This window comes from uncultured Campylobacter sp., from assembly GCF_905371695.1.
Lineage (GTDB): Bacteria > Campylobacterota > Campylobacteria > Campylobacterales > Campylobacteraceae > Campylobacter_A.
Genome location: NZ_CAJPMA010000012.1, coordinates 1 through 13,553 on the forward strand (window position 1 = coordinate 1; position 13,553 = coordinate 13,553).

Sequence of the window (13,553 nt, forward strand, 5' to 3'; positions counted from 1 at the left end):
GCGAGAGCATCAAAGAGCAATCAGACGGTATAAATATGATAAATCAATCAGTCGCGCAGATAGATACGATCACTCATCAAAACATCTCTATCGTAAATACGACTAACGACGTAACGGCCGAGATAGACGATATGGCTAAGACGATAGTAGCGGACGTGAGGAAGAATAAATTTTAAAAATTATAAGGGGGTGTTTGCTAGAAAAGCGCCCCCCTTAAAACCGCAAACTAGATACGGCAGGCAAGACGTACGCATCCACTGCGCAAATAACGCAAAATTTTAAGCGATAAATTGCAAAATCTTACGCTAAAATACCTAAAATTTTATTTCTAATTTAGCCCATGAATCTAACTAGCGACCCGATAATCCGATTAATTATAAACCTCGCGACGCCGGCCGCGCTAGCGGTAACTTTCGACGTGCTTTATAACGTCACCGGCGTATATTTCGCCGGACAGATCGGTGCCGATGCAGTCGCGGGGCTATCGATGAGCTTTTTGCTCTACATGGCGATCGTGGGCATGGGCAGCGGCTTTGGTTCCGCCCTAACGGCGCTAATCGGCAATTCGCTCGGGCGCGGTCGCGTGCGGCTGGCTAAAATTTATGCCGCAAAGGGCGCTTTTTTCGTGGCGATTTTCGCCGCTTCGCTAGGGGCGTTGGGTTTTCTTGCGGCACCTAAATTTCTTAAATTTTTAGGCGCTAACGACGAATTTTTACCCGACGCGCTAGCCTATGCGCGTATAATTTTCTTAGCGGCCCCCTTTTTCTTATTAATTAAATCTTTTAACGGAATTTTAGTCGCCTTAGGAGATACTAAGACTCTTAGAAATTGGCTATTTTGCGGACTTTTTATTAATGTCGCGCTTTGTTTCGCATTCGTTAAAATTTTAAATCTAGGCGTTGATTTTATCGCGCTTAGCACGGCCTTAGTCCAGTTCTTAGGCACGATCTTTATGGCACTGCGCGTGCAAAAGGCCCAAATGATAAATTTCTCGGATTTGGCCTCTTTTGCGCCTAATTTGCTAATTTACGCTCGAATTTTAAAACAAGCGGTCCCGTCGTGCCTAAATCATCTTTCAATGTCGCTCGGCGGACTCGTGATGTTAAAATTCGTAAGTTTTTACGGTACGGACGCAATCGCCGGATACGGCATCGCACTGCGCATTGAGCAGATCGTAGGACTTCCTACCATCGGTATCGCCTCGGCGGTGATGAGTATCGTAGCGCGAAATTTCGGCGCTCGGGAATACGGCCGCGTGCTTGAATGCTACAAATCCGCGCTAAAAATCGTATTTTATTACTGCCTTTTCGCGTGCGCGTTTTGCGTATTCGTAGGCGTGCGCGTCGCGGCGGCGTTTAAAGCCGGCGAAGCGGCCGTCGCCATAGCGCAAAGCTTTTTGCTGACGGTCGCGTTTACTTATTTCGGATACGGAGTTATGAATATTTCAGGCGGCGTATTGCAAGGCGTTAAGCGGCCCCTTGCCGTATTCATTTTAAATTTTATCCGCCAGATCGTGCTTCAAATTTGTATATTTTCGTTCATCGTTTTTACGCTAAAAGGCGTCGTGGCAGACATTTGGCTAGGAGTAACGTGTAACGTATATTTCATTGCGATATGTTTTTTGCTCTATACTTTTTATGCGTTGCGACGAGTAAAACTCGCGAGCTAAAATTCGCGAATTTAAAAAGGAATTTTGCCTTTAAAAACGGTTTGAAATATCTTAGCGGGAGTTTAAATGACCGGCAAACGAGCTTGAAAACACCAATGAATGTTTCTCTTTTTATGCTGCCTAACGATTTTGACAACACAAGCCACGGAGGATAGGATTAGCCTAATATACGCTTTATGAGCCTATATTAGGCTAATTTTAGATGAAATTTTGAAATTTTATCTAAAATTCATTGACTTTGGAAACTTTTTTGGCTAGAATACCGCTTTTTAATGAGGTAGTGGCATAAACTCACAACTCGACCGGGGTGTAGCGCAGGCTGGTTAGCGCATCTGGTTTGGGACCAGAGGGCCGAAGGTTCGAATCCTTTCACCCCGACCATGTTAAATGGTGAGTGTAGCTCAGTCGGTTAGAGCATCAGATTGTGGTCCTGAGGGTCGTGGGTTCGATTCCCATCACTCACCCCATTTTGGGCGCTCGTAGCTCAATTGGATAGAGCGACAGACTTCGGATCTGTAGGTTATGGGTTCGACTCCTATCGGGCGCGCCACTTAAAATACTTTATGCGCTCATAGCTCAGCTGGATAGAGCAACGGCCTTCTAAGCCGTAGGCCTCAGGTTCGAATCCTGATGGGCGTACCACTTATTTTATTTATGCGGATGTGGTGAAATTGGCAGACACACCAGACTTAGGATCTGGCGCTTCACGGCATGGAGGTTCAAGTCCTCTCATCCGCACCACTCAAAACTCCCCACAAAAGGCGTTAAACAACCCTTTGTGGTATTATTTTAAATTTATCTGATAATCACATACTCCAACATTTAATTATTGCTAACTACTTTTAACAGAAAGACTGCAATAACAAAATACGATTATCATAAAGTAAGTACCCAAGCTCAAATTTTATAAATATGAGCCCAACTAGACCATATAAGCTACGCAAATCCTTTCAATCAAAATTTTGAATATATGAATATTACGTAATCTGGTTTATGGGAAAATTTAAACCAAACGCATTAATTATTTTAGAGTTTCGCGGCTTTTTCCATCGCTTCCGCCGCCTTGCAGCCGTCGCTCCAGCCGTAGGCGCACACCTTTTTAACAGCGAATGCCTTTTCGTAGTTTTTGTTCAGGTCGCACCCCTCAGTCTTGATGCCGATGTAGGCAAGGCCTAAGTTGTCGCAGCTCTCGAAATCGCCCGCGTCGCAGGCCTTCTCTCTACTGCTACATCTCACTCGATCGCGCTTAAAAAGCCATCGTTAAAACGGCTAGGAATATAATTTTACTCATTTTTGTCTCCGTTTATTCGTTAAATTTAGCCAAACTCCTACCTAAATTTACAGTTATTTTAGATAGCCTCGGTAAATTTACGCCTATACCTAGCTGTTTATAGCCGCGTAAAATTTCGGTATAGATTAGTATTTTTAAATACGCCAATACCGAATTTCATCTTTTCTCCCTATAAAAAGTAATGGTTAATGAAAGCAAAGACGCTTATCCGCAAATCTTTCCGCTTTTTATCCTTTAAGATTGCAAGGAATTATAAAGACAAAAGCGGATAGGTAGCGTCAGAATTAGGCTAGCGTTAAATTTAATAGCTCAAATTCCGCCCAAAATTCGCTGCCCGCACCCGCTTCGCTTTTTACGCCGAGCTTTGCGCCGTGGATCTTGGCGATATTTGCCGCGATAGCTAGCCCAAGGCCGCTGCCCGCGTTTAAGCTTTTATTTCTTGAGCCCTCGGCTTGGTAAAATTTATTCCAGATTAGCTCGCCGTCTTTTTGCGAAATGCCAGCGCCGTCGTCTTTTACGGATAGTAGCGCGTGCGTTTTAGACGCAGCCAAACTCAGCTCGATTTTGCTAGCGGTAAATTTTAAAGCGTTGCTTAAAAAATTGTCGATTAGCCGCGAGATCATCAGCTCGTCGCCCAAAATTTCAACGTTTAGTGCTATGTCGTGGCTAAATTTTATCCCTTTGGACTCGGCTAGTTTTTCGTAGTCCCTCGCAAGATTTTGCAAAATAGAGCTTAAACTCACGCGCTTTAGCGTTAAATTTCCGCCCGATTCCAGCCTCGAAAGCTCCAAAATTTGATCTATCAGCGAGGCGATCTTTTTTGACTGCCTGGCGATGACGTCCAGCGACTCCTTGGCTTCGTCCAAATTTTGCGCGTAGCTTGCGGCGTAGTCGCTCTCGGCCATAATGACGGATACCGGCGTGCGCAGCTCGTGGGAGACGTCGGAGGTGAGCTGTTTTTCGTTTTGATAGACCTTTTCGAGCGAATCTAGCATCGAGTTAAACACGCCTGCAAGCGCGTGTAGCTCGTCTTTGCCCACAGGCAGCTCGATTCGCTTTGAAAAGTCTCGGCTTTTGCCTATCTCAAGGGCGGTTTTGGACATCGCAGCAACCGGTTTCATCGCGTTTTTTATCGTCTTGTAGCCTCCGTAAAGTACAAAAGCAAAGAGGATCGGCACGAGCAGGGCCAGAGCGAGCAAAAACAGCCCCTCTTTTTTAAAAAACCCGTCCGCGCTTATCACGCCTCTGATCCAAACTCCTTGATCCTCGGTCGCGGCGTCGTAGTAGTAAAAGCGGTTTTTGTCGTTTTCATAAAGCCGCACCTCACCGCCGTCCATTTTAAGCGAGGTTTCAAAATTTTTAGGCGCCAGACCGCCCGTTAGCTCGCCGTTCGCGCTGTATTTTATGAAAAATATCCCATCGTCGTAGGGCTCGAATTCTTCCATATCGTTAGCAATTTTAGCGACCGATTTTGCAAGCTTTTTTTGGCTCACGTCCTCAAAAATTTCATCCGCCGCGACCGCCGAAATAGCGATAAGAGCGGCTACAATAGCGAGGATAAAAAACGAATACCAAAGCGTCACGCGCGCGGTGATGGGGATGTTTGCGAATATCCGATTAATCCTTAATAACATAGCCGAGCCCTCTTTTGGTTTGGATTATTTCGCACTCGCCGAGCTTTTTTCTGATATTTTTTATAAGCACGTCGATTACATTTGAGCCGCCCGTATAGTCGAAGTCCCAAACGTGCTCCTTGATCTGATCGCGAGTTAAAATTCTGCCCTTATTTAGCATCAAAAATTCTAAAATTTCATACTCTTTGCCCGTTAGCTCGATGCTTTGTCTGCCCAGTTCGACGGATTTTTTGGAAAGATCGATCTTTAGCTCGCCCGCGTAAATTTCATTAGCAGCGCTGCCGCTGTTTCGGCGAATGAGCGTGCGCGCCCTAGCCAGCAGCTCCTTAAAATCAAAGGGCTTAACCAAATAATCGTCCGCGCCCGCATCGAGCCCCTTTACGACGTCGTCCACTTCGTCCTTTGCCGTCAGTATCAGCACGGGCGTCGCGAGCTTTGCGGCGCGCGATTTTTGCAAAAACGTAAGCCCATCCATCACGGGCATCATGATATCAAGCACGATGAGATCGTAGCGCGCCACGGCGGTAAAGTCCATAGCCTCCTCGCCGTTAAACGCGCTATCGACGCTATATCCGTTTTTCTTGAGGTGCTTTACGATCACGTTGTTTAGGTCAATTTCATCTTCGACGACTAAAATTTTCATCTCCGCCCTTTTAAATTTTGCCCGCTATTTTATCAAATTTAGCCGGGATCTTGCCCGCGCTTTTCCGACCGTTTTCATCTAAATTTAGGATTTCGTTTTGCTCGTCTGCTTGCGACGCTGCTAAAATTTACATTCAAATTTACGCCAGCATTTACGTTAAATTTCGTCCAAGCTTCGGGCGCAAAATCACTTCGTGTAGTTGCCGATTATTTTGCCGGTTTGCGCGTTTATGATTACCTTTTTCTCGCTTATGCCGCGCTCAAGCTCGACCTCGTAGATCCAAACGCCGTTTTTATTCTCAAGATCGGCTCCGTCAAGGCTCCAGCCCGCCTCAAGCGCTAGCACCTTATCTACGGCCTCATCGATACTAAGGGCAAATTTGGAAAAATCTATAGCCTCACCGGACAAAATATATTGCTTGCTCTCAATCTCTTGTTTTACAATCCGGCCGCTTGCGGCGTCGATTTTGATCTCTTGCTCCGCCCCGTCTTTAAACGACTCCACCTTGTAAAACGTCACGCCGTTTTTGACGTCTATTTCGATGTCCTTAATCTTTGAGCCGGGGAAATTTTTCTCCGCGATATTTAAAGCCTCCTTGGACGTGATAGCCTGCAAGCTCGTCGCGCCTAAAACCGCCGCTAAAACCGCCGTACCTAGTAACTTTGTCATTTCTGATCCTTTTGTTTTGATTTCCAATTTTCGTTTGGACGAGCGCATTATAGATGTCTTAAATGAAGCTAGAATGAATAAAGAAAAATTTATTAAAAATGCGTAACGTACTTGATCTAGCTACCTAAAATAGGTCTAGCCGTTTTCTAAATTTACGCCTGATAATAATCGGGCATATTAAGTTTTGGTGTTTTTATCGCGTATTTGTTTTTCTTCTTTTAAATGTTTCTTACCATATGCGTCGCTATCTTTGGTATGCCTACTAGCTACATTTGGCTCTAAACTCTTTGACTTACGCATAATCAAAAAATATACGGTCCGCCAAGCTAATTCATTTTATTGTTACAGGAAGCTATTTGCGACAACTAACGACAAAAATACGAATAGAAATTTAACAGATTGGACAGCCCCCGCATGGGTATATTCGCAGGTTTGAGTATTTAACAATATATCCATACTATTAGTAAAAACAAAAAAGAGTCAACTCCAAATACGTTATGTTTTAAACTCTAGTCCCCAAAATGCCGTTTTACGCGAGCCAATCTACGCCGCTTTCTTGTCAAATTCCCGATTAGTCAAATAGACGTTTAAAGTCTCGGATTTAGTATCGCCTTCGTCTCCTCATCGCTTAGCTCATAGTTGTAAAATTTAAGGTAAAATCTCTCCGCTTCGTCTTGCAAATTTAATTCCGCAAATTTTTCGGGATACGGCGTTTTGCTCAGCCACAAAGGATATAGCGCGCCTTAGGCGCTTCGTACGCTCCACGAATAAAGCCGCTGGGCACGACGAAAATTTGTCCCACGTACGGCTTTTGGCTTGGTAAACGACGCGTTTTTAGCGATCGCATCGGCGCTTTGGCGAGAGTTCGTAACGATGACGTCCGGATAAAAATGATAACTTGTTTCTCGTTTATAGCTTTTGAAATCTTAAACTCCTCTTTGCTAAGCTCGGAGCTTAAATTTACCCCGCCGGCTACGCTTATATACTCGGCCTCTATGTCTTTTGAGCTGACGGTATTAAAATTTCCGGAGTTATAGTTTAAAACCAAAACTCGTTTTTTCGGCCCTATTTCCGCCGTTTTTTCTTTTACGAATTCGACGTTTTATTAAAATAAGCTTTAAATTCGCGCGCTCTTTCTACGCTTTTCTTACCCCAAATTTCGGCGATTTTAATAAAACTATCCTGCATCTCTTTTATAGTCGCGAATTTATCTATCTTGACGACTGCTAGTTGGGTTTTGCTATTTTCGTCGAAAAACATACCCGCGGGTCCGAAAACGACCTGCGTTTTTGAGGCGATGAGCGTCTCGACGCTGCTACCTAGCATGCCGCTTTTATTGTCGTTCGTACGGATTTTCGGAAAAATTTTCGCCATTAGTGGCGGTAGTTTCGCCGTGCCCGATACGATGCGCTCTTTGTTACCCGACATTCTGTTTAAAACTCGTATTTGATTGCCGAAGAGATAGCCGCGTTTATCGGCTCTTTCGCACCCGTTTCTTTCGTCACGCGCCACCAGCTTTTGCTAGATCTCCGCATCAACTACGCCTCGCGCAACAGCTGCATGTGCTTTGAAGCCTGGCTTACCGAGTCGCAAAAGCAGAGCGCGATAAATTTCGCGCTTGATTTGTTAGAGCACAAATGCGCGCCCAGCGCCGAACCCGGCATCGCGGCGGTCTTTGGAAAAGATATCCTAAGCGCGCAAGGGCTGATAAATTTCGGCAAGAGTGCAAAAAGAGATATTTTTAAAGCCGCAGCAGGCGTTTGAGGAGGCCGCCTTGAAAAACGTATTTTTAAAAGAGCTAAACGGCGCTCGCGGCGTTATCGGCGCTCTTGCGGGCATAGGGCTTAGGCTTAGCGGAAGCGACGGAAAAATCAGAGGCAAATTTGAGTTAGAAAGGTCAAATTTAAGCGTAGCCGAGCTTTTGGGGTTAAATTTTAGAGGCGGTCGCGGATGAAAATTTTAAACCTCTTTCGCCTGATGAGCGCGTAAATTTAATCGGCGCGCTAAAGCCCGTATTTTTGGATTTCAAGGCGACCCTGCTCGTCAAAAAAGAAGCGGACGGCGGATTTAGAAATTTAAGCGTAAAAGAGCTTCGGGATTTTTAATGGGCTTAAATTTTAACGAAAAAGGCGAGTTTAAATTCGGCAAATTTAACTATAAAAAAGCACGCGAAACCGCCGAAAATTACGCGAAATTTAAACTAGACAACAACGAAGAAGAGATTAGCTGCGGCGGCGAGAGGAGCTGCTAAGACTTCGCGTTTAAGCGCCGCAGCGCGCAGGGCTTTATTTGCGGCTTTTGGCAAATATCGGTCCGCATTTACGGCGTGCGGTAGTTTGATTTTATGCCGTTTTTCTAAATTTTCCGCTGCCTTTAAATTTTAGTTCGCCGCAAAATCTCTTGCCGAATTTCGCCTCGACGATGAGAACCAGCACGAAAAATATCTTTTCGTCGTTTAAAGAGGCGATTTGGCGCAGGGTTTGATCTGCACCGCTAAATTTGACGCCGTTTTTGCGTAAAGTTTCGCAAAAAATAGCCTCGTCAAAGCCCAGCATTTGCGAAATTTCGGTTATACTGTATGGCTCGAGCGAGGCGATGATGCGGTCCATGTTGCACATGCTAGGATTTTTGCGGCGAGTTACGACGTCCGTAAATTCGTTTGCGAGCTTAACGAGCTTTTTCTTGCGATTTATCACATGCAAAAGCGCGGCTAAAATCACCGAAAAGCCCGCAAATTTATGCGTGCCCATCCAAAATTCGTCGTATTCTCCAATCACGAAATTTACACCCGAAAATGTGAGCAGGCAAAGTCCTAAAATCAGCATGCAAATGAGGCAGAATTTATAAACAATCTCGAATTTAAGCATAAAATCTCCCAAAATATATTTTCGTAATTATATACTTTTTAAAATAGACTGATTTTTAAGAATATTTTTAATTTATTTAACTAAACAATATTTCAGGACTGGCATTCGAAATGCAATACAAGCATAAATAAAACTGACAAGAGCCTCACGACGGTGGAATTTAGAGGCATTTATAAATATAGAAATTTACTCTCATAAAAACGCTAGATAACGTAAAATATGCCAGCTCATAAACTGTTATAAAAATTTATACCTTATTTTAAGTTTGGTAAGCGTTGCGGACAGGGCGACGTTAGAGGGCGGACTGTTTAAGAACGTAATAGACAGTTTCGGTAAAGACGGTATTACGGACTTTAAAAGCGCGCTTGATATGTTGAAAAATTACATTTTAAAAGCGAACGCGCAACTGGCGTATTAAACGAGCTAAAACAAAATTCCGCCGTTTTAAATAATGCGAGCGAGATTTTAGAAACCATGCGAGGAATGACGCCAAAAAGCGCGGAATTACAGCAAGGTATAGGAACTAGTCCGTTTAGCGCTTTTAAAACGATGGGTAGAAATAGACTCGCAAATAAGCTAAAATCGAAGCTCCCTTATTTAGGAGATAACCAGGCTTTAAAAAACCATATCGTAACCGCGCTTAAAAATACGGGCGATTTAAAAACGACCATAAAAAAATATAAGCGAGATTCCCGCTCAAAAAATTGCGGATGGCGAATTATTATTAAAAGCTTCCCAAATCACCAATATACCTAAAAAATAGGAATAAGCTAAAAATAGAATTTAGCGACCTAGAAAAAAACTTATCGAGGCCGCACTCACCGTAAAAGAAATTTTAGAGAAAGCGAAAATTAAAGAGGCTAAAATTAATTACGCGTTAAAGAGGATAAAGGAAATTTTAGAGGTGAAATAGAGTAGAGACGGTGTAGGAGCTGGCAACGGGGCGATAAATATCTAATCGCTTTTAGAAAACTATTAAAACGGAAATGCGCCCCAAACTGTGCCCTAACTTTTATCAAAACTTTGACGATTTGACAAATTTAAAGCTTTTATAATTAACCGTTTTTTGACGATCGTATTTGATAAAATATCGTATTTAGGGATTTTTGAGAGGTTTTGAGCTGGTGTCACGGGGGAGACTTGAACTAAGGGCGTCCGGCTTATGAGGGATTATTGAAATTCGCACCAAATTGCCTAAAAAACGGTATACGGCCGATATTTCTTTAAACATCTGCTACAGTTTGCTACAATTTTTATCGTATAACGACGATAATGCGATATCTCGTAAAACGAAACGGCATATACCACTTTAGAATAGCCATTCCGCTATATTTAAAGCCGTATTTTGGCAATAAAACCGAGTACACAAACTCTATCCGCACAAAACGCTTCACTTTAGCGATGAATCATGCTAAGATTTACTCTAGAATTTTTAGTATGATTAAAAAGGCGGCTAAGATGAATTTGGGTAGCGAATTTATAGAGAATTTAGTATTTACGCTTTTGGAGGCCAAGGAAACTAAAAGCATTAAAGAGCATGATTTACTGGGTAGGTATATAAGCATAGACGGACTATTGTCGCTAAACTTATATCTAAAACAAAGACTTAAGGAAAACAGCTTACCGGACACGATATCAAAAGAGGTCGACGAGATATGCAAGAAGCTATCTTGCGCCGATACTTCGGCTAAAAAGGCTCTGGGTAAAAAACTATTGGAAGCTACTATCGATAACATAAATCATATATCTTATAAAATGTCTAAAAATCAAAAACTGCCAAACGAGAAACAACAAGCTTTCATGCCGCTTAATAAAAAACGTAAAAATATAAATTTAAATGGCGACGTTAAAAAGAAGATAACCGAATTTACCGAAGATATAGATGTAAGCACCTACCAAGACGATATAGATCTTTTAAAATATAGCGACATGGTGCTTCCTTTTACTAAAAAATCATTAAAAAATAGCGTTTCGGAACTAACCGACTCGATAAATGCCCTGGCTAGGCAAAAGGGAGCATTGACGACAAATGATATCTTTAGGTTGTTGGGACATAAATTGCTGCCGGATGGGGACGATAAACCAAGCGGAGATTTAAAATTCGGATACGGTAATCTAGGCGACTCTACTTTAGGAGGTAGTGTTAAAATATATAAGGCGAGCGATTATGAAGATAGGGGCATAATTTTAAAAGACCTGAAAGAGGGCGACTCGGATACGGCGCCAGAGCTCGCCGACGCCGACGAGACCGAAGATATTAACGACATCACGTTAAATCAAGCTATTAAATTATCCCAAGGCATTATCGCAGATAGAGCCAAAGCGCTGAGCGAACGGCTAAAATCTAGTAAAACCCTGGCTACCGTAGTAAACGAGCATGAAGCCGGGACGGACGTAATTACTCTTAAAACGGCTTTTAATAATTACGTATCTAACACTAGCGTATCTAGTAGCTGGAGCGATAGCACCCTAGGGCTAGTTAATCACGTAGGAAAACTTATGTCTATGTACTTTGGCGGCGACTTAGATATTAAAAGCATAAAAAGAGACGATTTGCTCAAATTTAGAAATACTTTGCTCATGCTACCGACGAAACTCTCTCAAAACAATCTCTATAAAAATAAGAACTTAGACGAGATCATAGCTATAGCAAAGGATAAGCCGAAAATTTCCAAGTCCACTATCAAAAAATATATAGTTAGAATCTGCGAATTTTTTAAATATTGCTACGACAGCGATTACTTCGCTAAAAATCCCGCCACGGATATTCAAATAACCTTAACCGCCGATGACGTTATAAACAAAAAGCCATACCGCGATAGCGACGTAAACGCTCTTTTAGCCATCGTCGGCGATATCAAGGAAAACGGCGATACGAAAAGCCAAAGGGTAAATAAAGACGAACTGTTTTTCGTAACCCATATTGCGGCGTATTCGGGAATGAGGCTAAAAGAAATAATCCAGCTAAATACGGACGATATAATAACCAAAGACGGCGTAGTTTGTTTTAGCTTAAATATGGAGATTGACGTAAATACCGATAGAAGCAAGACTTTAAAAACTAAAAACTCTATAAGAAACGTACCTATTCATTCTAAATTAAAAGATATCGGACTTTTTGAACTAATAGATAGTAAAAAGAAATCGGGCGCTAAAAACGGTAAGCCCGTAAGACTATTTAATTGCGACAATAAAGACTTTTCGGAGTATTTTAGAAAAAAGATCAACGTAAGGGTAATAAAAGACGATAAAACAAGAACCTTTCATTCTCTTAGGCATACTTTTATAAACAAGCTAATTCAAGGCGGCGAGAGGATAGAGCACGTCGCAGCCCTGGTAGGACATGAACAACAATATAAGATCACCATGGATACTTACGGCGAACCCGTCAATATGAAAATTTTAAAAAACTTAGTCGAAAAGATAAATTTTACAGAAGTTAATGAGGAATGGGAACAAAACGAGTAATGCCCTTAAAGCAGAAGGACGCAACCTGGTTCTTTGCGTAAGAAGCGATTTTTTGCGTTTTTAAAAGCTTATAGCAAGCACAAACGTAATCGTTTGGTAAATTAAGACGTGCCACGATACGCATTTTGCCCCCTCGCCCCCCTCGTTGCTTTGTTTACGCGCTTGCGTACGGCAAGGCGACTTCTTTTTAGGGGATATGGTATAATACTTTAAATCAAATTTGAGGAGACAAGATGACCTCGATTAACATACGAACCGATAATAGCAATCTAATAGAGGCTATAAGGGCTATTTTACAGTTAGATCCAAAAGCTAAAATAACCTACGACGACGACCTTGGAGGACTAAGTCTTGCGGATGCGAAGCATTTGCAAGAAATTTCCGACGCAGACGATAGAGACGAGGTAAAATATTATAGCTTTGATGAAATGAGAGAGCGCTCTAAAGAGCATTTACGAAAGCTCGGCGCGTCTTTATGAAAATAGTCTTTTCGGATAAATTCGGTAATGGGCTGGATGGAATACTAAATTTTATTGCCCAAGATAGCCTTAACAGAGCGACCGAATTTAACGATGCCTTGTATGAAAAGATACTAGAAATTCCAAGCAGGCCTTATAGTTTTCGTAAGAATAAGCTACTTAAACGAGAGGATACGAGAGACTTAATTTTTAAAGGCTACGTAATAGTTTTTCGTATTAAACCGGGTCACATTAAAATTATGTCTATATATAAGCATAATTTGCCGGATTATTGTTAATCCTAATGCTACTTTGTATTATCAAATATAGTACTATTATCTTGCATTTTAACACCCCCTTATAGGGATAGATCCAAGAACTTCTTTAATCTTACATTTATAAAGCTTTGAAGCCCTTAATCTAACCCCATTCTTCATTTCTAAAAAACACAAAAATAAATTCTTACTCTAAAGTACTCTAAGGTATTAAAAATTTCTCAAAAATTATGTAAGGACATAAAAATAAATGAAAAATTCCTATAATTAGTATAGGTAAGAACTAAGCAAAAGGAGAAAACAAGATGCTTAACGAACTATATACGAATACGGAATACAAAGTACTTCTTGAGCATATAGCGGGTCAATACAAAGGACAAGCGGTACTAAATAGGCAACAAACGGCAAAACTTCTTAGTATCGGCGTATCTACTCTTGATCTTCGCATATCACAGGGCAGAGATATTCCTCGCTATATTAAAATGGGCGATGCGAAAAATTCTCGTATAGCGTTTGCGATCACTGATATTGCGGCTTATATTTTTCAAAAACGAATCAAGACGTGTTCTTAATTTTGAA

At 41.9% G+C, this 13,553-nt stretch carries 17 protein-coding genes and 5 tRNA genes; 13 read left to right on the forward strand and 9 right to left on the reverse strand.

Annotation, left to right across the window (positions count from 1 at the left end; all coding sequences use genetic code 11):
- Positions 1-340 precede the first annotated feature (340 nt).
- From QZ147_RS01965 to QZ147_RS01990, 6 genes are all read left to right on the forward strand, one after another.
- Complete coding sequence (locus QZ147_RS01965; RefSeq protein WP_295146509.1) at positions 341-1,669, forward strand: MATE family efflux transporter; 1,329 nt, start codon at positions 341-343, stop codon at positions 1,667-1,669.
- A 303-nt stretch (positions 1,670-1,972) separates the two neighbouring features.
- Positions 1,973-2,050, forward strand: a tRNA-Pro gene (locus tag QZ147_RS01970).
- 9 nt (positions 2,051-2,059) lie between these two features.
- Positions 2,060-2,136, forward strand: a tRNA-His gene (locus QZ147_RS01975).
- A gap of 6 nt (positions 2,137-2,142) precedes the next feature.
- A tRNA-Arg gene (locus tag QZ147_RS01980) sits at positions 2,143-2,219 on the forward strand.
- A 15-nt stretch (positions 2,220-2,234) separates the two neighbouring features.
- A tRNA-Arg gene (locus tag QZ147_RS01985) sits at positions 2,235-2,311 on the forward strand.
- Positions 2,312-2,325: 14 nt separating this feature from the next.
- Positions 2,326-2,410 (forward strand) — tRNA-Leu (locus QZ147_RS01990).
- A gap of 285 nt (positions 2,411-2,695) precedes the next feature.
- Here the strand turns inward: QZ147_RS01990 and QZ147_RS01995 are convergent.
- From QZ147_RS01995 to QZ147_RS02030, 8 genes are all read right to left on the reverse strand, one after another.
- Positions 2,696-2,905 (reverse strand): hypothetical protein, encoded by a 210-nt coding sequence (locus tag QZ147_RS01995; RefSeq protein WP_295146510.1) that lies wholly within the window; start codon positions 2,903-2,905, stop codon positions 2,696-2,698.
- 67 nt (positions 2,906-2,972) lie between these two features.
- Entirely contained in the window at positions 2,973-3,107 is a 135-nt protein-coding gene (locus tag QZ147_RS02000; RefSeq protein WP_295146512.1) for a hypothetical protein, read from the reverse strand.
- A gap of 137 nt (positions 3,108-3,244) precedes the next feature.
- Complete coding sequence (locus QZ147_RS02005) at positions 3,245-4,594, reverse strand: HAMP domain-containing sensor histidine kinase (protein ID WP_295146513.1); 1,350 nt, start codon at positions 4,592-4,594, stop codon at positions 3,245-3,247.
- Positions 4,578-5,237 carry a response regulator transcription factor gene (locus QZ147_RS02010; RefSeq protein WP_295146514.1) on the reverse strand — a complete coding sequence of 220 codons (660 nt, stop codon included), beginning with the start codon at positions 5,235-5,237 and terminating at the stop codon, positions 4,578-4,580. The genes QZ147_RS02005 and QZ147_RS02010 overlap by 17 nt, the downstream gene beginning before the upstream one ends.
- Positions 5,238-5,423: 186 nt before the next feature.
- The gene (locus QZ147_RS02015; protein WP_295146516.1) at positions 5,424-5,906 is read right to left on the reverse strand and encodes a PepSY domain-containing protein; all 483 of its coding nucleotides are present in this window, start codon (positions 5,904-5,906) and stop codon (positions 5,424-5,426) included.
- Between the two features lie 587 nt (positions 5,907-6,493).
- Complete coding sequence (locus tag QZ147_RS02020) at positions 6,494-6,634, reverse strand: hypothetical protein (RefSeq protein WP_295146517.1); 141 nt, start codon at positions 6,632-6,634, stop codon at positions 6,494-6,496.
- On the reverse strand, positions 6,625-6,954 hold the full coding sequence (locus QZ147_RS02025; protein ID WP_295146518.1) for a hypothetical protein: 330 nt from the start codon (positions 6,952-6,954) through the stop codon (positions 6,625-6,627). The genes QZ147_RS02020 and QZ147_RS02025 overlap by 10 nt, the downstream gene beginning before the upstream one ends.
- A gap of 38 nt (positions 6,955-6,992) precedes the next feature.
- Entirely contained in the window at positions 6,993-7,334 is a 342-nt protein-coding gene (locus tag QZ147_RS02030) for a hypothetical protein (RefSeq protein ID WP_295146519.1), read from the reverse strand.
- A gap of 18 nt (positions 7,335-7,352) precedes the next feature.
- Here QZ147_RS02030 and QZ147_RS02035 point away from each other — a divergent pair, with 18 nt between their 5' ends.
- The 3 genes from QZ147_RS02035 (at position 7,353) to QZ147_RS02045 (ending at position 8,157) form a co-directional block, all read left to right on the forward strand.
- Positions 7,353-7,670, forward strand: coding sequence for a hypothetical protein (locus QZ147_RS02035; RefSeq protein ID WP_295146532.1), 318 nt, complete (start codon positions 7,353-7,355; stop codon positions 7,668-7,670).
- Positions 7,671-7,680: 10 nt separating this feature from the next.
- Positions 7,681-7,860, forward strand: coding sequence for a hypothetical protein (locus QZ147_RS02040; protein WP_295146533.1), 180 nt, complete (start codon positions 7,681-7,683; stop codon positions 7,858-7,860).
- Between the two features lie 150 nt (positions 7,861-8,010).
- Positions 8,011-8,157 (forward strand): hypothetical protein, encoded by a 147-nt coding sequence (locus tag QZ147_RS02045; protein ID WP_295146535.1) that lies wholly within the window; start codon positions 8,011-8,013, stop codon positions 8,155-8,157.
- 91 nt (positions 8,158-8,248) lie between these two features.
- On the opposite strand, the gene QZ147_RS02050 is transcribed toward QZ147_RS02045, so the two are convergent.
- The gene (locus QZ147_RS02050; protein ID WP_295146537.1) at positions 8,249-8,773 is read right to left on the reverse strand and encodes a chemotaxis protein; all 525 of its coding nucleotides are present in this window, start codon (positions 8,771-8,773) and stop codon (positions 8,249-8,251) included.
- Between the two features lie 1,272 nt (positions 8,774-10,045).
- Here QZ147_RS02050 and QZ147_RS02055 point away from each other — a divergent pair.
- The 4 genes from QZ147_RS02055 (at position 10,046) to QZ147_RS02070 (ending at position 13,546) form a co-directional block, all read left to right on the forward strand.
- A complete protein-coding gene (locus QZ147_RS02055) occupies positions 10,046-12,241 on the forward strand; it encodes a tyrosine-type recombinase/integrase (protein WP_366508760.1) in 2,196 nt (731 codons plus the stop codon).
- 233 nt (positions 12,242-12,474) lie between these two features.
- Complete coding sequence (locus QZ147_RS02060; protein ID WP_149718049.1) at positions 12,475-12,720, forward strand: hypothetical protein; 246 nt, start codon at positions 12,475-12,477, stop codon at positions 12,718-12,720.
- The gene (locus tag QZ147_RS02065) at positions 12,717-12,998 is read left to right on the forward strand and encodes a type II toxin-antitoxin system RelE/ParE family toxin (protein ID WP_295146541.1); all 282 of its coding nucleotides are present in this window, start codon (positions 12,717-12,719) and stop codon (positions 12,996-12,998) included. The genes QZ147_RS02060 and QZ147_RS02065 overlap by 4 nt, the downstream gene beginning before the upstream one ends.
- A gap of 281 nt (positions 12,999-13,279) precedes the next feature.
- A complete protein-coding gene (locus QZ147_RS02070) occupies positions 13,280-13,546 on the forward strand; it encodes a hypothetical protein (RefSeq protein ID WP_295146542.1) in 267 nt (88 codons plus the stop codon).
- The last annotated feature ends 7 nt before the right edge of the window (positions 13,547-13,553 follow it).

Coding starts and splice junctions, on each gene's coding strand:
- QZ147_RS01965 (WP_295146509.1), top strand. CDS start 341: ATGAATCTAACTAGCGACCCGATAATCCGATTAATTATAAACCTCGCG.
- QZ147_RS02065 (WP_295146541.1), top strand. CDS start 12,717: ATGAAAATAGTCTTTTCGGATAAATTCGGTAATGGGCTGGATGGAATA.
- QZ147_RS02005 (WP_295146513.1), bottom strand. CDS start 4,594: ATGTTATTAAGGATTAATCGGATATTCGCAAACATCCCCATCACCGCG.
- QZ147_RS02045 (WP_295146535.1), top strand. CDS start 8,011: ATGGGCTTAAATTTTAACGAAAAAGGCGAGTTTAAATTCGGCAAATTT.
- QZ147_RS02030 (WP_295146519.1), bottom strand. CDS start 7,334: ATGTCGGGTAACAAAGAGCGCATCGTATCGGGCACGGCGAAACTACCG.
- QZ147_RS02055 (WP_366508760.1), top strand. CDS start 10,046: ATGCGATATCTCGTAAAACGAAACGGCATATACCACTTTAGAATAGCC.
- QZ147_RS02050 (WP_295146537.1), bottom strand. CDS start 8,773: ATGCTTAAATTCGAGATTGTTTATAAATTCTGCCTCATTTGCATGCTG.
- QZ147_RS02010 (WP_295146514.1), bottom strand. CDS start 5,237: ATGAAAATTTTAGTCGTCGAAGATGAAATTGACCTAAACAACGTGATC.
- QZ147_RS02070 (WP_295146542.1), top strand. CDS start 13,280: ATGCTTAACGAACTATATACGAATACGGAATACAAAGTACTTCTTGAG.
- QZ147_RS02015 (WP_295146516.1), bottom strand. CDS start 5,906: ATGACAAAGTTACTAGGTACGGCGGTTTTAGCGGCGGTTTTAGGCGCG.
- QZ147_RS02060 (WP_149718049.1), top strand. CDS start 12,475: ATGACCTCGATTAACATACGAACCGATAATAGCAATCTAATAGAGGCT.